At 65.3% G+C, this 16433-nt stretch carries 14 protein-coding genes; 7 read left to right on the top strand and 7 right to left on the bottom strand.

Annotated features, from left to right (window positions below; genetic code table 11):
* Positions 1 to 37: 37 nt before the first annotated feature.
* Complete coding sequence (locus tag AC1Q64_RS19965; RefSeq protein ID WP_291433033.1) at positions 38 to 523, bottom strand: CZB domain-containing protein; 486 nt, start codon at positions 521 to 523, stop codon at positions 38 to 40.
* A gap of 205 nt (positions 524 to 728) precedes the next feature.
* On the opposite strand from AC1Q64_RS19965, the gene AC1Q64_RS19960 reads away from it, so the two are divergent.
* Complete coding sequence (locus tag AC1Q64_RS19960; RefSeq protein WP_291433035.1) at positions 729 to 1757, top strand: LLM class flavin-dependent oxidoreductase; 1029 nt, start codon at positions 729 to 731, stop codon at positions 1755 to 1757.
* Positions 1758 to 1799: 42 nt separating this feature from the next.
* Here the strand turns inward: AC1Q64_RS19960 and AC1Q64_RS19955 are convergent, their stop codons facing one another.
* Complete coding sequence (locus AC1Q64_RS19955) at positions 1800 to 2549, bottom strand: SDR family NAD(P)-dependent oxidoreductase (RefSeq protein ID WP_492252539.1); 750 nt, start codon at positions 2547 to 2549, stop codon at positions 1800 to 1802.
* Positions 2550 to 2789: 240 nt separating this feature from the next.
* Here AC1Q64_RS19955 and gspF point away from each other — a divergent pair, with 240 nt between their 5' ends.
* The 3 genes from gspF (at position 2790) to AC1Q64_RS19940 (ending at position 5584) form a co-directional block, all read left to right on the top strand.
* Positions 2790 to 4022 (top strand): type II secretion system inner membrane protein GspF, encoded by a 1233-nt coding sequence (gene gspF, locus AC1Q64_RS19950; RefSeq protein ID WP_492252538.1) that lies wholly within the window; start codon positions 2790 to 2792, stop codon positions 4020 to 4022.
* Positions 4023 to 4026: 4 nt separating this feature from the next.
* Positions 4027 to 4953, top strand: a complete 927-nt coding sequence (locus AC1Q64_RS19945; RefSeq protein ID WP_291433041.1) for a 5'-nucleotidase — start codon at positions 4027 to 4029, stop codon at positions 4951 to 4953.
* Positions 4954 to 5164: 211 nt separating this feature from the next.
* On the top strand, positions 5165 to 5584 hold the full coding sequence (locus AC1Q64_RS19940; RefSeq protein ID WP_492252614.1) for an EF-hand domain-containing protein: 420 nt from the start codon (positions 5165 to 5167) through the stop codon (positions 5582 to 5584).
* 292 nt (positions 5585 to 5876) lie between these two features.
* On the opposite strand, the gene AC1Q64_RS19935 is transcribed toward AC1Q64_RS19940, so the two are convergent.
* From AC1Q64_RS19935 to AC1Q64_RS19925, 3 genes are all read right to left on the bottom strand, one after another.
* Positions 5877 to 6308: a hypothetical protein gene (locus tag AC1Q64_RS19935; RefSeq protein ID WP_056746930.1), complete on the bottom strand. Its 432-nt coding sequence runs from the start codon at positions 6306 to 6308 to the stop codon at positions 5877 to 5879.
* 442 nt (positions 6309 to 6750) lie between these two features.
* Positions 6751 to 7248, bottom strand: a complete 498-nt coding sequence (locus AC1Q64_RS19930; RefSeq protein ID WP_492252537.1) for a cyanophycin metabolism-associated DUF1854 family protein — start codon at positions 7246 to 7248, stop codon at positions 6751 to 6753.
* Positions 7249 to 7269: 21 nt separating this feature from the next.
* On the bottom strand, positions 7270 to 9576 hold the full coding sequence (locus AC1Q64_RS19925; protein WP_291433046.1) for a cyanophycin metabolism-associated ABC transporter: 2307 nt from the start codon (positions 9574 to 9576) through the stop codon (positions 7270 to 7272).
* A 236-nt stretch (positions 9577 to 9812) separates the two neighbouring features.
* Between AC1Q64_RS19925 and AC1Q64_RS19920 the strand changes: the two genes are divergently transcribed.
* The 3 genes from AC1Q64_RS19920 (at position 9813) to AC1Q64_RS19910 (ending at position 15185) form a co-directional block, all read left to right on the top strand.
* Positions 9813 to 12017, top strand: a complete 2205-nt coding sequence (locus AC1Q64_RS19920; RefSeq protein WP_492252536.1) for a cyanophycin synthetase — start codon at positions 9813 to 9815, stop codon at positions 12015 to 12017.
* Between the two features lie 94 nt (positions 12018 to 12111).
* The gene (gene cphA / locus AC1Q64_RS19915; protein WP_492252535.1) at positions 12112 to 14691 is read left to right on the top strand and encodes a cyanophycin synthetase; all 2580 of its coding nucleotides are present in this window, start codon (positions 12112 to 12114) and stop codon (positions 14689 to 14691) included.
* Positions 14688 to 15185, top strand: coding sequence for a CreA family protein (locus AC1Q64_RS19910; RefSeq protein ID WP_492252534.1), 498 nt, complete (start codon positions 14688 to 14690; stop codon positions 15183 to 15185). The genes cphA and AC1Q64_RS19910 overlap by 4 nt, the downstream gene beginning before the upstream one ends.
* A gap of 126 nt (positions 15186 to 15311) precedes the next feature.
* On the opposite strand, the gene AC1Q64_RS19905 is transcribed toward AC1Q64_RS19910, so the two are convergent.
* The gene (locus AC1Q64_RS19905; RefSeq protein ID WP_492252533.1) at positions 15312 to 15959 is read right to left on the bottom strand and encodes a DsbA family oxidoreductase; all 648 of its coding nucleotides are present in this window, start codon (positions 15957 to 15959) and stop codon (positions 15312 to 15314) included.
* Between the two features lie 106 nt (positions 15960 to 16065).
* On the bottom strand, positions 16066 to 16398 hold the full coding sequence (locus tag AC1Q64_RS19900) for a hypothetical protein (RefSeq protein ID WP_492252532.1): 333 nt from the start codon (positions 16396 to 16398) through the stop codon (positions 16066 to 16068).
* Positions 16399 to 16433 lie beyond the last annotated feature (35 nt).

Genomic DNA, 16433 nt, shown 5'->3' with positions numbered 1-16433 from the left:
CAGGCCGTCACTGCGACGCCTCCAGCATCTCCGGGGTTCAGCGCCCCAGCCCGCGCTTGAGCTCCTTGAGCAGCAGCAGCACCTGGTTGGAAGCGTGGCGGCAGCTGCTGTTCAGCAGCTGCACCGCCTTGGGCTGGTCACCGGCTTGGAAGGCCGTCACCACGTCTGCCGCCTGCTGGTGAAAGTACTTGTGCCGCGCCACCAGCATGTCGAAAGCAGGGTAGTGCCCCAGGCGCACTCGGCCCGTGCCGTAGAGCCAGCGGCCCAGGTCACAGCGGTCGTCCTGGCAGATACGCTCGGGCCGCATGACTTCGCTGGATCGGCCGTTGACCATGTCCTGCAGCTGCAGGCGCCAGCGCTCGTGGCTGGCGATGGCTGCGTCGATGTCGATCTCGGTCATGAGCGTGGCCGCGTACTCAGCGTCCAGCACCAGTTCACTGCCGTTGTCTTCCATGGCCCAGGTGGTCTCGGGGCTGGTGGGGTCCTGCTCCCGGATCTTGAACAAGCGGCTGAAAAAACCCATGTGTCGTCCCTTTTTGCGCGACTGGCCTGCGCAGAGCAAGATGGAGCCAGCGCGGAAATGTCTTGAAACATTCTGTGGGGCCTCCGCCGTTTTGGCTACCAAAAAATGACCTCTTGGTAAAAAATGAGCGCGGGCAACCCTGCTGCCTCAGCCAGCTTAGCGCCCACCGCCTGCGCAAAAGCAGCGACAGCCGGACAATGTGTGCATGACTTCCACTCCCCGCCGCCCTGCCCTGTCCATGCTTGACCTCGTTGCCGTCCGCGAAGGCGGCACCGTGGCCGATGCGCTGCAGATTGCGCTGCGCACCGCCCAGCATGCTGAAAAACTGGGCTTTGCCCGCTACTGGCTGGCCGAGCATCACAACATGGCGGGCATTGCCAGCTCAGCCACCGCCGTGCTGGTGGGCCACCTTGCAGGCGGCACCTCGCGCATCCGCGTGGGATCGGGGGGGGTGATGCTGCCCAACCATGCCCCGCTGGTGGTGGCCGAGGCCTTTGGCACCCTGGCCGAGCTGTACCCCGGCCGCATTGACCTGGGCCTGGGCCGCGCGCCGGGCACCGACCCCACCACCATGCGTGCGCTGCGCCGCAATCGGGTGGAAACAGAAGAAGACTTCCCGCGCGACGTGGCCGAGCTGCAGCGCCTGCTTTCCCCTGCCGAGCCCGGCCAGCGCCTGATTGCCATGCCGGGCGCGGGCACCAATGTGCCGATCTGGTTGCTGGGCTCCAGCCTGTTTTCGGCCCAGCTGGCGGCTGAGCGCGGCCTACCCTATGCATTTGCCTCGCACTTTGCGCCGCGCCTGCTGCACCAAGCCGTTGACCTGTACCGCAACCTGTACCGGCCCTCTGCCGCCTGGCCCAAGCCCTATGTGGCCATCGGCGTGCCGCTGATCGCCGCGCCGACGGACGAGGAAGCGGACTTTCTGGCCAGCAGCACCTACCAGCGGGTTCTGGGTATCTTGACGGGTGATCGCCGTCGCCTGCTGCCGCCCATCGAAAACTACGCCGCACGCCTGCAGCCGCAAGAGCGTGCAGCCATCGGCGACTTTCTGGCCGCTGCCGTGATTGGCGGGCCAGATACGGTGCGTGCAGGCATGGCGCACCTGAGCGAGGCCACGGGCGCCGACGAGCTGATGCTGGTGAGCGATGTGTACGACCCCGCGCTGCGTTTGCGCTCGCTGGACATTGCCGCTCAGGCCCACGCCACGTTGGGCCCGGCCGCCGTCGCGGCCTGAGCACCTGGGCATCCAGGGGCGCCTGGGTACCGCATTTATTCTTCAGCGTGCCAGGTAGCCACCATCCACGGGGTAGTACGCCCCCGTCACAAACGACGCCTTGCCGGACGCCAGCCAGGTCACCAGCTCGGCCACCTCCTCGGGCTGCCCCAGGCGGCCGATGGGGTGGGCGCCGACCAGCAGGGCGTTGATGCCTGCGTCCTGCTCCAGTCCACTGATCATGGGCGTGTGGATGAAGGCGGGGCCTACGGCGTTGACGCGCACGCCATGCGCGCTGTATTCGATAGCAGCCGCCTTGGTCAGCCCCACCACGCCGTGCTTGGCCGCCGTGTAGGCGGGCGCCGTGGCAAAGCCCACCGACCCCAGGATGGACGCCATGTTGATGATGGCACCGCCGCCGTTCTTCAGCATCGCGGCGATCTGGTACTTCATGCCGTAGAACACGCCCGACAGGTTGATGTTGATGACCTGCGCCCAACCGTCCAGCGGGTAGTCGGCTGTCGGAGCCTGCGGACCGCCAATGCCCGCGTTGTTGCAGGCCACGTCCAGGCGTCCGTAGTGGGCGACAGTGCGCTGCACCAGTGCCTCGCAATCCCCGGGCTTGCCCACATCGGCCGCCACAAAGATCGCATCGCCCCCGGCGGCGCGTACCAGTGCGGCGGTCTCCTCACCCGCCTGCACATTCACGTCGGACACCACCACCTTGGCGCCCTCTCGCGCCCACACCAACGCAATGGCGCGCCCGATGCCCGACGATGCGCCCGTTACCAATGCCACCTTGTTCTTCAGCATGAAAGACCCCTAGTTCATTCAAAACGCCTGCAACCCGATGCCACAGATCGCATTTCATTCTGCGCGTGCGATGTGTCGGCACCTTGACCTGTGTCATGTCACACGCAGGGGTACTGCCTGGCCGCACTTGGCCTTGGGTAGCGGCTACCATCAGGGGCTGCCGGTCCTGCGGCGGTTATTTAGCCGTTGTGGGACCGTCTGATTTCCACACCGACGCCCGACCACCCACGCCCGCATCGCATGCCTGCTTTTTCCTTTGAAGCCCTGGACGCCCAGGGCCAGACCCGCAAGGGCCTCATGGAGGCCGACACCGCCAAGGCTGCACGCAGCCTGCTACGGGCCCAGGCACTGGTGCCACTGGCGGTGGAGCTGGTGCAGACGGGCCAGTCGCTGGACGGCCGGTCCGCCAGCCTGAGCCAGCGCCTGTTTACGCGGCCGGTGTTCAGCGCGACCGGACTGGCCATCTGGACACGGCAGATCGCTGGGCTGGTGTCGTCGGGCCTGCCGCTGGAGCGCGCTCTTACCGCGCTGTCCGAAGAAGCCGACGATGAACGCCAACGCCACCTGGTGGCCGCCCTGCGGGCCGAGGTCAATGCGGGCGCCACCTTTGCCCGCGCGCTGTCGCAGCACCCGCGCGAGTTCTCCGATATCTACTGCGCCGTGATTGGTGCGGGTGAGCACAGCGGCAACCTGGGTCTGGTGCTGGAGCGCCTGGCCGACGACCTGGAAGAGCGGCAGGCACTCAAGGCCAAGCTGGTGGGCGCTGCGCTGTACCCGGCCATCGTGACCCTGGTGGCCATCGTGATCGTGTTGTTCCTGGTGGGCTATGTGGTGCCGCAGGTGGCCAGCGTGTTTGCGGGCACCAAGCGGGCGTTGCCATTCCTGACGGTAGCCATGCTGGGCCTCAGCGCCTTTGTGCGCAGCTATGGCTGGGTAATGCTGGTCGCTTCTGTTTTGATAGCGCTCGGAGCAAGATGGGCGCTCACCATCAGCCATATCCGCGAGAAATTCGATGCTGCGTGGCTCAATCTGCCCCTGGTGGGCAAGCTGGCACGCGGCTACAACGCAGCACGGTTTGCCGGCACGCTGGCCATGCTGGCAGGCGCCGGGGTACCGATCCTGAAGGCCTTGCAGGCGGCTGCTGAAACGCTGAACAACCGCGCGCTGCGGGCCGACGCGCTCGACGCCCTGGTGCTGGTGCGCGAAGGCGCTCCGCTGGCGTCCGCGCTGGCCCAGAAAAAGCGTTTTCCGGGCTTGCTGTCGATGTTTGCGCGCCTGGGCGAGCAGACGGGGCAACTGCCTGTGATGCTGCAGCGCGCGGCCCGCCAGCTCTCGGCCGAGGTGCAGCGCCGCGCCATGGCACTGGCCACCATCCTGGAGCCGCTGCTCATCGTGGGCATGGGCCTGATCGTGATGCTGATCGTGCTGGCGGTGCTGCTGCCGATCATCCAGCTCAACCAGTTTGTGAAGTGACCCTATGGCTGTAACTCTCGACGACAAGCTGGTGGTGGCAATCTCCTCGCGCGCCCTGTTCAATTTTGAGGAAGAGAACCGCGTCTTCGAGCACGACAACGACCGCGCCTATGTGGAGCTGCAGCGCCAGCGGCTCGACGTGCCCGCTGCGCCGGGCGTGGCGTTCTCACTGGTGCGCAAGCTGCTCGCGTTCAACACCTCCGAGCACCAGCGCGTGGAGGTCGTTTTGCTGTCGCGCAATGACCCGGTGAGCGGCATGCGCGTGTTCCGCTCCTGCCATGCCCATGGGCTACCCACCATCCAGCGCGGGGTGTTTACCCAGGGGCGCGACCCGTTTCGTTACCTGCGCCCGCTGGGGGCGCACCTGTTTCTGTCAGCCAACGAGGCCGATGTGCGCGAGGCCCTGCACCTGGGCTACCCCGCAGCGCGGGTGGTGACGGAGTCGGTGCAGGCCGGCGACTCCAACCCCAACGAAGTGCGGATTGCCTTCGACGGCGACGCGGTGCTGTTCTCCGATGAGGCCGAGCGCGTTTACCAGGCGGAGGGGCTGGCAGCCTTCCAGCAGCACGAGACCGACAAGGCCGCGCAGCCGCTGCCCGACGGTCCGTTCAAACCCCTGCTGGCCGCCTTGCACCGCCTTCAGTCAGCGGGCGAAGCAGGCGGCACCGGCATGCGTATCCGCACGGCGCTGGTCACCGCGCGCAGCGCCCCCGCGCACGAGCGCGCCATCCGCACGCTGATGGACTGGAACATTGCGGTGGATGAGGCGATGTTCCTGGGTGGCCTGCCCAAGGGCGAGTTTCTGCGCGAGTTCGAGCCCGACTTCTTCTTTGACGACCAGACCGGCCACGTCACATCGGCAGCGCGCCATGTGCCTGCGGGCCATGTGAACAGCGGCATCTCCAATCCGGTACGGGTAACGGGCACCTGACCGCTGAAGTCTGGGCTCCAGGGGTGTTTGCAGTAGCAACCGCCGAGGTGCGTCAGCCAGCCATTGCGAAAAGTTCTGCAAAGTCTTGCAACGCACGGTGAAAGCCTGCAAAGCCCCGGTTGCAAACCGCCGCCGTCGCCCCTCATGTGCCACCATGACAGTTGAGACTTCGAAGGAGAACACCTTGCGCATTCGCACTCCCTGGGCATCGATGGGGCTGAAAAGGCCCGTCTTGGCAACAGTGGCCCTGTTGACAGCCTGCATAGCCCTGGCACAGACGCCCACACCTTCGCCCCCGCCCGCTTCTGCCCACCAGGCAGAGGCGCACGCCGCCACAGAGCCTGCAGCAACGGTGAGCCCCGGCGAACTCAAGGCGCAGCGTGAATTCAAGATGCTGGACTTCAACGGAGACGGCAAGCTCAGCCGCTCCGAGGTGAAACTGTTCCCGCGCCTGGCTGCTGCCTTTGACGATGCCGATACCGATGGCAATGGGTTTGTGTCGTATGCAGAAGTGCGCGCCTTCGCCGCCAAGTACCGCGCTGAACGCGACCGTCAGCGCGCAGCGGCGCAAGCGGCTGCAACACCCGCAGCCCCAGTCGCAGCGCCGCCTGCGCCAGAATCCCGCCCGTAAGGAATGCCAATGGCAGGACGGGAAACCTGGAGCTAGAAAAATGGGGGAAATCGGCTTCAAGCGCTAGTGAAATATGCGCCAAAAGCTACACATTTGATAGCAAAAAACCACGGTGCGAATCTGGGAGAAGCCAGCAGCGTACACACACCGCGCGCTCCTCGCAAACGAAAGGCAGCGCCTTTGCTCCCCAGCCCGGCACCGCGTAGTGCCCCCCAAAAACCGCCATGGGGCCTGACCACTGCGCGATGTGCAGGCGCCTTGACAGATGGCAGGCCTGTTGCCACTGCGTCGCTCAGGCGCCGCCCGTGCGCTTGACCTTGGGGTCGGTGTAGGTCAGCGGCTCATTCTTGGCCTGCTGGGCCAGACGCTCTTGCAAGGTCATCTTGTTGACGTCTTGCGCCACTTCCACCGCGCTGCCGCTGGCGCGCCACATCGACTGGATGAACTCCAGCAGCTGCTTGTAGATGGGCTCTTTGGGAGGCTCCGGCGGCTCTTCGACGGTGTCTTTCTTTTTTACCGCCGTCCAGTCCCGGTTAGGCGCCTCGGGCGCCGAGGGTTTGTCCGGCTCGCGCACGATCGCCCCCTCGCCCATCCTGTCCATGGACTCGACAGGGTTGGGAGCGTTGATGGGACGCACCGGAGGCGCACCCGAGGCGCCAGTGGAATACAAATCAGCGCCCTGAGGACGCCAGGACGGCGATCGATCGACAGGTGGCATTTGCATGACATTGGCCCGTAGTTGAACAAAAGGTACAGAGGGTCTTTCGGCCTCTTCGTACATTCATTACGGCAAAAAGAAGGGTGAATTTAGGTCTTTTTCACCGATTGAACGAAATTTAGGGTTTTCCCCAGTAAAAAGCCAGCTTTTTGGGACGGTTCAGCGTCAGGCAGGGACCATGAAGGTGCCAAACAGTGCCCCGAATGTCGCAACAGCACCACGCCGTCAGAAGGCGGCGCGATACACAGGTCATAACCCGCTGCAGGGGAACAGGCAGAGAAGTAAGCGGCTCGGGCCATGCGCAAGGAATGCGCAAGAGGGAGCCGCCGGCCCCACATTCCCTACAGAGCCTGTTGACGATCTCGCAGAGGAGCGCAGACAGGCTCTCGTGACGAGCAGGACAAGGCCCGAGTCAAGGACGGAGCCGGTTTGACTCCTCCATACAAGGTCAAAGAAAGCGTTCGAGCAACCGGCGCGAATGCTTGTCCAGCGCCGTCGTGTCCTTCACACGGAACTGCAAGCCGTCGCCCCCGGCGATCAGCAGCCGGGTGCGTCCGCCCAGGCGGCGGATATCCTCTTCGGCCTTGAGCACCAGGCGGGCTGGCCCCCGGTCGGTCTCCACATCCCAGGTGCTGGGTGTTGAAAAACTAGAAACGGCTGAGATTTTCTGGATAGTGGGCACAAACTCGCGCACTTCCAGCTCTTCTTCAATGAGCTGCCGGGCGGCGCCTGTGACAGCCTCCAGCCGGGGAACCCACAGCAGTTCATGGCCGTCAGTTCCTACCAGGGAGAGCCCGTCGCCCGGCGCAGCGATGGGAAAAGCACGCACGGGGGTTACCCCCTCGTGGGTCGTGCCGTCGGCCAGGGTCAGGACCAGGCGGCCGTGCGGGTTGCGCGCCAACTGGAAGGTGGGGATAGACGATGACGGGGTCAGGGAAGCATTCATGACAAAGTCGCTCACAGCATCTCAGGGGTTGCCGGCGGGGTGGGCCGGGTGCAGCAGTCCGCTGTCGATGATGACCCCCGCAGCCTGCGCGTCTTCTTCGGCGCGGCGGGCCTGGGCTTCGTACAGCCGCCAGTAAGCGCCCTGCTTTTCCATCAGTTCGTCGTGTGGGCCCACTTCCACGACCTCGCCACGGTCCATCACCACCAGGCGGTCAGCCTTGCGCAGCGTGGACAGGCGGTGGGCAATCGCAATGGTGGTGCGCCCCTGCACCAGGTTATCCAGCGCCTTCTGGATTTCCTTCTCGGTCTCGGTGTCCACGGCCGAGGTGGCCTCATCCAGGATCAGGATGCGCGGGTCGATCAGCAGCGCGCGCGCGATGCTGATGCGTTGGCGCTCGCCACCCGACAGGCCCTGGCCGCGCTCGCCCACCAGCGAGTCGTAGCCGTGCGGCAGGCGCAGGATGAACTCGTGCGCATGGGCGGCACGGGCGGCGGCCACGATTTCCTCGCGCGTCGCTTCGGGCTTGCCGTAGGCGATGTTCTCGGCAATGGTGCCGAAAAACAGGAAGGGCTCCTGCAGTACCAAGCCGATGTGGCGGCGGTAGTCGGCCACCGCAAATCGGCGGATGTCGATGCCATCGACCTGGATGGAGCCATCGCTCACGTCATAAAAACGGCTGATCAGGTTGACCAGCGTGCTCTTGCCCGAACCGCTATGGCCCACCAGGCCAATCATCTCGCCAGGGCGGATCTCCAGATCCAGCCCCTTGATGACCGCGCGGCTGCCATAGCGGAAACCCACGCCCTGCATGCTGATGGCGCCCTGCACCTTGTCCACCTTCACGGGCTGGGCCGGGTCGGGCACGTTGCTCACGTGGTCCAGGATGTCAAAAATGCGCTTGGCGCCAGCGGCAGCCTTCTGCGTGACCGATACGATGCGGCTCATCGAATCGAGCCGCCCGTAGAACCGCCCGATGTAGGCGATGAAGGCGGTGAGCACCCCCACTGTAATCTGGTTGCGCGACACCAGCCAGATGCCAAACGCCCAGACCACCAGCAGACCAATTTCGGTCAGCAGCGACACCGTGGGGGTGAACAGGCTCCAGGTCTTGTTGAGCTTGTCGTTCACCTCCAAGTTGTGCTGATTGGCATCGCGAAAGCGCTGGGCCTCGCGCTTTTCTTGGGCGAAGGCCTTCACCACGCGAATGCCAGGAATGGTGTCCGCCAGCACGTTGGTCACCTCGGACCACACGCGGTCGATCTTTTCAAACCCGGTGCGCAGGCGGTCACGCACGGTGTGAATCATCCAGCCAATGAAAGGCAGCGGCACCAATGTGACAAGTGCCAGCCAAGGGTTGATCGAGAACAGGATGGCCGCCGTCATCACGATCATCAGCACGTCAGTGATGAAATCGAGCGCGTGCAACGACAGGAAAACGTTGATGCGGTCCGTTTCGGACCCGATGCGCGCCATCAGGTCGCCGGTGCGCTTGCCGCCAAAGTAGTCGAGCGACAGGCGTAGCAGGTGCTCGTACGTGGTGGTGCGCAGGTCGGCGCCGATGCGCTCGGACACCAGCGCCAATATGTAGGTGCGCGCCCAGCTCAAGCCCCAGGCCGCCAGCGCCGACAGCAGCAGGCCGCTCAGGTACAGCAGCACCAGACCCGGTTCGATCTGCTTGCCGTTCTGGAACGGGATCAGGATGTCGTCCATGAGTGGGATCGTGAGGTAGGGCGGCACCAGTGTGGCAGCCGTGGAGGCCAAGGTCAGCGCAAAACCGGCCGCCAGCTGTTTGCGGTAGGGCCGCGCAAAACGCCACAGGCGCAGCAGCACCCAGGTGGAGGTCTGGGGTGGCTGGGCGCGGGCACAGGCCGGGCACTCTTCGGTGTCGGGTGGCAGCGGCGTGTGGCAGGTGGGGCAGGCGGGCTCGTCGGCTTCGTCCTCGGCACCGTTGTCGCCCCGGGCGCTTTGCTGCTCGAAGCGCTGCACCAGGCGCAGCGCCTGGGCGTGGTGCGCCAGGGTGAAGCGCCACTGTGCCAGGCGCTCTTGGGGGTTGTGCAACTCGAGCGAGCCCACTCCGCCATGGTCATGCAGCTTGAGCGCCAGCCCCTCACCCAGGGGCCAGCCGCGCCACGTCGTGGAGCCCGGGTCGCAGGCCAGCAGCCGTTCGGACGTCACCACCACCCACCCCGCCGAAAAGCGCAGTGCAGCACTCAGGTCAACCGGCAGCGCCGCCAACACGTTCTCTTTGGAAGCGAGCATGGCCCGCAAATCGGCCCCCACAGGGCCAGAAAAGACACCTGAGGCGTCCACAGAATGGTGATGTTGCATTTTTGGTTGTGTTTTCCGCCACCGGCTGCCTGCGGTGGCCGCTCTCGCGAAAGCAAGAATTCTCACCGATACTGCACGCCACGGTGCGACGGCATCCTCCTGTAACGTCTGTGGCCGCCATTTGGCTGACACTGCGCACAGGCTCAGGACTGGCGCACAATCATTGTCCACAAAATTCCCTTTCGTCCCCCTACCGCACAGCCCTTACCAAGGCCGGAACCAAACCGCTGCAATCCATGGCGAAACTCAACGACATCCAACTGCTTCGCATCAACTACCTGCGGGGCCCCAATATCTGGACCTACCGGCCGGTCCTGGAAGTCTGGCTGGACCTGGGCGAACTGGAGGACTACCCATCCAACACCATTCCAGGTTTCAATGAACGCCTCACGGCGTGGCTGCCCGCGCTGATTGAACACCACTGTGGCGTGGGCGAGCGCGGCGGCTTCCTGCAGCGCCTGCAGGAGGGCACCTGGTGCGGCCATGTGCTGGAGCACATCGTGATCGAGCTGCTCAACCTGGCGGGCATGCCGACCGGCTTTGGCCAGACGCGCTCCACCTCCCAGCGCGGCGTGTACCGCATGGTGTTCCGCGCCCGCGACGAAAGCGTGGCCCGCGTAGCCCTGGCCCAGGGCCATGCACTGATCATGGCTGCCATCAACGACCAGCCATTTGACGTGCAGGCTGCCGTTGCCCGTGTGCGCACCGAGGTGGACGACCAATACCTCGGCCCCAGCACTGCGTGCATCGTCACCGCCGCCACCGACAGGGGCATTCCCCACATCCGCCTGAACGACGGCAATCTGGTTCAGCTGGGCTACGGCGCCCGCCAGCGCCGAATCTGGACGGCTGAGACCGAGTACACCAGCGCGATTGCCGAAGGCATTGCCAGCGACAAGGACCTGACCAAGAGCCTGCTCAAGTCCTGCGGCGTGCCCATCCCTGAAGGCCAGGTGGTCAACAGCCCCAATGAAGCCTGGGAAGCCGCGCAGGACATCGGCCTGCCGGTGGTGGTCAAGCCCTCCGACGGCAACCACGGCCGGGGCGTGACGCTGGATCTGCGCAAGCAGGAAGACATCGAAGCGGCCTACCACGTGGCTTACCCCGAGGGCAGCGACGTGATGGTCGAGCGCTTCATCCCTGGCGACGAACACCGCCTGCTGGTGGTGGGAGGCAAGGTGGTCGCCGCAGCACGGGGCGAGCTGGTCACCATCACCGGCAACGGCCGCTCCACGGTAAAGGAACTCATCGACACCCAGCTCAACTCCGACCCGCGCCGAGGCTACGAAGAAGAGTACCCGCTCGAAATCATCGACCTGGCCACCGACACCAAGGTGCAGCTCGAACTCAAGCGCCAGGACCTCGAAGCCGACTCGGTGCCCGCTGCCGGCCGGCAGGTGGTGGTGCAGCGCAACGGCAACGTGGCTGTGGATTGCACGGACGATGTGCACCCCGAGGTGGCCTACATCGCCCAGCTCGCCGCCAAAGTGGTCGGCCTCGATATCGCTGGCATCGACATGGTGGCCCGCGATATTTCCAAGCCTCTGCACACCCAGGGAGGCGCGATTGTCGAAGTCAACGCAGGCCCTGGCCTGCTCATGCACCTGAAACCCGCTGTGGGCGCACCGCGCCCCGTGGGCCAGGCGATTGCAGAGCATCTGTTTCCCTCGGAAGACGACGAGGGCCAGGCCGGCCGCATCCCGCTGGTGGGCGTGGCAGGCACGCGCGGAACATCGACCATTGCGCGCGTGGTGGCCTGGCTGCTGCACCTGAGCGGGCACCACACCGGCCTGGCCTGCCACGAAGGGCTGTTTCTGGACCGCCGCTGCGTGGAGGCCACCGACTGCGCCCATTGGGAGGCCGCACACCGCTTGCTGATGAACAAGATGGTGCAGGCCGCCGTGATCGAAAGCAATGCGCGCACCATCCTGCGCGATGGCCTGGCGTATGACCGCTGCCAGGTGGGCGTGGTGACCGACATGGACGGTGTGGAAACGCTGGCCGAATTCGATGTGCACGAACAGGACCAGATGACCAAGGTGATGCGCACCCAGGTGGACGTGGTGCTGGCTGAAGGTGCTGCCGTGCTCAATGCCGCCATCCCTCAGGTGGCCGACCTGGCACCCCTGTCCGACGGCGACGTGGTGCTGTATGCGCAGGACGGTACGTTGCCCGTCATCGCCGAGCACCGCGCCAAGGACAACGGCCGCGCAGTCTTCGTGAAGAACGGCTGCGTGGTGCTGGCCACTGGCAGTGCCGAACATGTGCTGGGCACCCTGTCTGACCTGACCTTTGGCCGCAATGCCGTGGTGCCCGATACCGACGCCCTGCTCGCTGCCATTGGCGCCGCCTGGGCGCTGGACATTGCCCCCGACCTGATCGGCGCGGGCATCAAGACCTTCGAGCCCGAGCTGGTCCCCACCGCCGCCCTGCGGTCGTGATGGCCCCTCGCACGCTTGCCTTTGTTGTTTGACCTCACATCCCACGACCTGAACAGGGCCCCAGCGCCCTGATGGACCACTGAAAGAGACTTCCATGGATGTATCCCGCACCCGGGCCCTGCGTGGCCCCAACCTCTGGAGCCGCCACATGGCCATCGAGGCCGTGGTGACCTGCGCCGAGAACGAGCGCGCCGTGGGCCAGATGGCCGGGTTCGAAGCCCGCCTGCGGGCCCTGTTCCCCGCCATCGGCGCGCTGCACCCGGAGACCGGTGGCGGCGATGTGTCGCTGGCCCATGTGCTGCAGACCGCAGCGCTGGCGCTGCAGGCGCAGGCTGGCTGCCCCGTGACGTTTGCGCGCACCACCGCCACCACCGATGCAGGCGTGTACCAGGTGGTTGTCGAATACAGCGAAGAGGCTGTGGGCCGCAAAGCGTTTGAAGACGCGCAACAACTCATCCAGGCAGCACTGGGCAATGGCACCTTCGATGCCGAAAAGGCCGTTGCCGACCTGCGTGAACTGGACGAAGACGAGCGCCTGGGCCCCAGCACCGGCTCGATCGTCGAAGCCGCCGTGGCCCGGGGCATCCCCTACCGCCGCCTCACGCGCGGCAGCCTGGTGCAGTTTGGCTGGGGCTCCAAGCAGCGCCGCATCCAGGCTGCTGAGGTCGATTCGACCAGCGCCGTGGCCGAATCCATCGGCCAGGACAAGGACCTGACCAAACGCCTGCTGCACGCCGCTGGCGTCCCCGTGCCGCTGGGCAAGCCTGTGGAGAGCGTGGACGAAGCCTGGGAGGTTGCCCTCAAGGTCGGTCTGCCCGTGGTGGTCAAGCCGCAAGATGGCAACCAGGGCAAGGGCGTCACCGTCAATATCACCGACCGCGCGCAGCTCGAAGAGGCCTACAAGAACGCCGCCGACTACGGCACCGTGATGGTCGAGCGCTTCTTGCCCGGCCACGACTTCCGCCTGCTGGTGGTGGGCGACCAGCTGGTGGCCGCTGCACGCCGCGAGCCGCCCCAGGTATTGGGCGATGGCGAACACACCGTGCGCCAGCTGGTGGACGTGGTCAACCAGGACCCCCGCCGTGGCGAAGGCCACGCCACCTCGCTCACCAAGATCCGCCTCGATGACATCGCCGTGGCGCGCCTGGCCATGCAGGGCCTGACACCCGAATCGGTGCCCGAGAAAGGCCAGCGCGTCATCCTGCGCAACAACGCCAACCTGTCCACCGGCGGCACCGCCACCGATGTGACCGACGACGTGCACCCTGAGGTCGCGGCCCGCGCGGTGGCCGCCGCCCAGATGGTGGGCCTGCACATCTGCGGCGTGGACATGGTGGCCGAGACCGTGCTGCGCCCGCTCGAAGAACAGGGCGGCGGCTTTGTGGAAGTGAACGCCGCCCCCGGCCTGCGCATGCACCTGGCCCCCAGCTACGGCAAGCCCCGCAACGTGGGCCAGGCCATGGTGGACAAACTGTTTGCCCATGGCGACGACGGCCGCATCCCCACTGTGGCCGTGACCGGCACCAACGGCAAGACCACCACTGCCCGCCTGATTGCGCACCTGTTCACCGCACAGGGCCTGCGCGTGGGCATGACCAACACCGACGGCGTGTACGTGAACGGCCGCCAGATCGACAGCGGCGACTGCAGCGGCCCCAAGAGCGCACGCAACGTGCTGCTGCACCCCGAAGTGGACGCCGCCGTGTTCGAGACTGCCCGTGGCGGCATCCTGCGCGAAGGCCTGGGCTTTGACCGCTGTCAGGTGGCCGTGGTCACCAACATCGGTGCGGGTGACCACCTGGGCATGAACTACATCACCACGGTGGAAGACCTGGCCGTGCTCAAGCGCGTGATCGTGCAGAACGTGGCGCCCACGGGCTACGCGGTGCTTAACGCGGCCGACCCCATCGTGGCCGCCATGGTCTCGGCCTGCCCTGGCAAGGTGATCTACTTTGCCAGCGACCGCCACCACCCCGTGATGGTCACGCACCGCGCCCAGGGCCACCGCACCGTGTACGTGGACGGCGACTCCATCGTGGCCTCCGAAGGCTCCTGGCGCGAAACCATCCACCTGCGCGATGTGCCGATCACCCGCAACGGCAAGATCGGCTTCCAGGTCGAGAACGTCATGGCCTCCGTGGCTGCCGCCTGGGGCGTGGGCATGCCCTGGCAGACCATCCGCCGTGGCCTGTCGGGTTTCGTGAACGATAGCGACAACGCCCCCGGCCGCTTCAACATCATGGACTACCGGGGTGCAACGGTGATCGCCGACTACGGCCACAACCCCGACGCCATGCGCGCCCTGGTGCAGGCCGTGGACGCCCTGCCTGGCAAGCGCCGCAGCGTGGTCATCAGCGGCGCGGGCGACCGGCGCGACGAAGACATCCGTGAGCAGACCGTGATCCTGGGCGCCGCGTTTGACGACGTGATCCTGTACCAGGACGCGGCCCAGCGCGGCCGTGCCGACGGCGAAGTGATGGCCCTGCTGCGCGAAGGCCTGGCGGGTGCGCCGCGCACAACGCATGTGGAAGAGATTCGCGGCGAGTTCATCGCCATCGACACCGCGCTCTCGCGCCTGCAGCCCGGTGACCTGTGCCTGGTGCTGGTGGACCAGGTGGAAGAAGCCCTGGCCCACCTGGCCCAGCGCTGCACCGAAGGTGAGGCCACCGCGTGAAGGCTGCACGCACGCTGGCAGCCGCAGCCGCCGTAGCGTTTGCAGCCCTCGCGGGCGGCACAGCGCAGGCCGCATCGGGCGAAAAGATCGGCACCGTGGACACCGCATTCCAGTGGATCGGCCGTGACCACGACATCATCGTCGAGGCCTATGACGACCCAGGCGTACGGGGCATCACCTGCTACGTCTCGCGGGCACGCATGGGTGGTGTCAAGGGCACGCTGGGCCTGGCCGAGGACCGCGCCGAGGCATCGATTGCCTGCCGCCAGGTCGGCCCCATCAGCATTCCCGAGCCACTGAAGAAGCAGGAGGAAGTGTTCAGCGAACGCATGTCCATCCTGTTCAAGCGCCTGCGCATCGTGCGCATGGTGGACCCAGCCCGCAACACGCTGGTGTACCTGACCTACTCTGAAAAGCTCATCGACGGCTCCCCCCAGAACAGCGTGACCGCCGTTCCCGTGGACCGCACCACCGCCATTCCGCTGCGCAAGTGACGAGAGCCCGGTGTGGCCGGGACATCGCTCAGACATCAAAAAAGGGGCCTCAGGCCCCTTTTTTTTGATCGTAGATGCCAGTAGCGCTAGTGCAATATGCCTGAGCAGCTATCAAATAAATAGCATCTAGCCCTGCGTGGCAATCTGCCGCAGCGCCTGCTCAAACACCTCCACCGGCTGCCCGCCCTGGATCAGGTGACGCTCATTGACGATGATCGCGGGCACCGAATGGATGCCGTTTTGCAGATAGAACTGCTCGCGCTCGCGCACCTCGTCGGCGTAGCGGTCTGAGGCGAGCAGCGCACGCGCCTCGGCCACATCCAGGCCCACCTCACCCGCTACACGCACCAGCACCTCGTGGTTGCTCGGGTCCTGGCCCTCGGTGAAATACGCCTTGAACAGCGCGTGCTTGAGTTGCGGCTGCAGGCCCTTTTCTTCGGCCCAGTGCAGCAGTCGGTGCGCATCAAAGGTGTTGTAGATGCGGCTGCGCTTGTCCATGCTGAAGGTGAACCCCAGCGCCGCGCCGCGCGCCGCGATGGCCTCGCGGTTCTTCTGGCTCTGCTCGGGCGTGGCGCCGTATTTTTCTTGCAAGTGTTCGCCAATGTCCTGCCCGGCAGGGCCCATCTGCGGGTTCAGCTCAAACGGCTGAAAGTGCAGGTCCAGCGCGACCTCGCCCTGCAGCCGGTCCGCCGCCTGCTCCAGCGCCTTGAGGCCGATGATGCACCAGGGGCAGGAGACATCGGAGACGAAATCGATTTTGAGGGTGGTGGTCATGGGAGGGTTCCGGCAGGCAAAGGTAAGAGATGGTAGGTGGGGTGGTTTAACCGTGGGGGAGGCGGGTTTACCGTCGCCGCGAAGGCGGAATTGGGCCGGCAGCCATCTATGAAACAGCGACTCTGCTCTTCCGATGCGCGGTCCACGCCAACGCAAGACTCACCAGCCCGAAGCTGAAGAAGCCAAATACACTGTTTCGCCAAATCTTCGTGTAGGCGCGACTGAACGCATTGTCGTTGCGTCGAATTGTCTGCAATGCAGTGTTCACCATTTCCTTGTCCAGCTCGCTCAAATGAATCGTGTCGATATAACTCTTCTCCAGAAGCTCAACGGCACCCATCGTAGATTTTTTGACCAAAGGAACCTGTTCAAAGCAACAGGCAGCCAGGCTGAATGACAGGCACGCGAATGCAAGGAAGAGGAACTTGAACAAACGCATGAAAATGTTGAAACAATGGGTTCTGGCCGGAAGGA

Source organism: Acidovorax sp. GW835-FHT14G06 (assembly GCF_058793595.1).
Note: the sequence above shows the minus strand (reverse complement) of the source record. Positions and strands in the feature narration are given on the sequence as shown.

Bases quoted from the DNA above. Each gene is read 5' to 3' on its own strand.
- AC1Q64_RS19905 (WP_492252533.1), bottom strand. From the start codon at position 15,959: ATGACCACCACCCTCAAAATCGATTTCGTCTCCGATGTCTCCTGCCCC.
- AC1Q64_RS19955 (WP_492252539.1), bottom strand. From the start codon at position 2,549: ATGCTGAAGAACAAGGTGGCATTGGTAACGGGCGCATCGTCGGGCATC.
- AC1Q64_RS19945 (WP_291433041.1), top strand. From the start codon at position 4,027: ATGGCTGTAACTCTCGACGACAAGCTGGTGGTGGCAATCTCCTCGCGC.
- AC1Q64_RS19965 (WP_291433033.1), bottom strand. From the start codon at position 523: ATGGGTTTTTTCAGCCGCTTGTTCAAGATCCGGGAGCAGGACCCCACC.
- AC1Q64_RS19920 (WP_492252536.1), top strand. From the start codon at position 9,813: ATGGCGAAACTCAACGACATCCAACTGCTTCGCATCAACTACCTGCGG.
- gspF (WP_492252538.1), top strand. From the start codon at position 2,790: ATGCCTGCTTTTTCCTTTGAAGCCCTGGACGCCCAGGGCCAGACCCGC.
- AC1Q64_RS19930 (WP_492252537.1), bottom strand. From the start codon at position 7,248: ATGAATGCTTCCCTGACCCCGTCATCGTCTATCCCCACCTTCCAGTTG.
- AC1Q64_RS19925 (WP_291433046.1), bottom strand. From the start codon at position 9,576: ATGCAACATCACCATTCTGTGGACGCCTCAGGTGTCTTTTCTGGCCCT.
- cphA (WP_492252535.1), top strand. From the start codon at position 12,112: ATGGATGTATCCCGCACCCGGGCCCTGCGTGGCCCCAACCTCTGGAGC.
- AC1Q64_RS19900 (WP_492252532.1), bottom strand. From the start codon at position 16,398: ATGCGTTTGTTCAAGTTCCTCTTCCTTGCATTCGCGTGCCTGTCATTC.
- AC1Q64_RS19935 (WP_056746930.1), bottom strand. From the start codon at position 6,308: ATGCAAATGCCACCTGTCGATCGATCGCCGTCCTGGCGTCCTCAGGGC.
- AC1Q64_RS19960 (WP_291433035.1), top strand. From the start codon at position 729: ATGACTTCCACTCCCCGCCGCCCTGCCCTGTCCATGCTTGACCTCGTT.
- AC1Q64_RS19940 (WP_492252614.1), top strand. From the start codon at position 5,165: ATGGGGCTGAAAAGGCCCGTCTTGGCAACAGTGGCCCTGTTGACAGCC.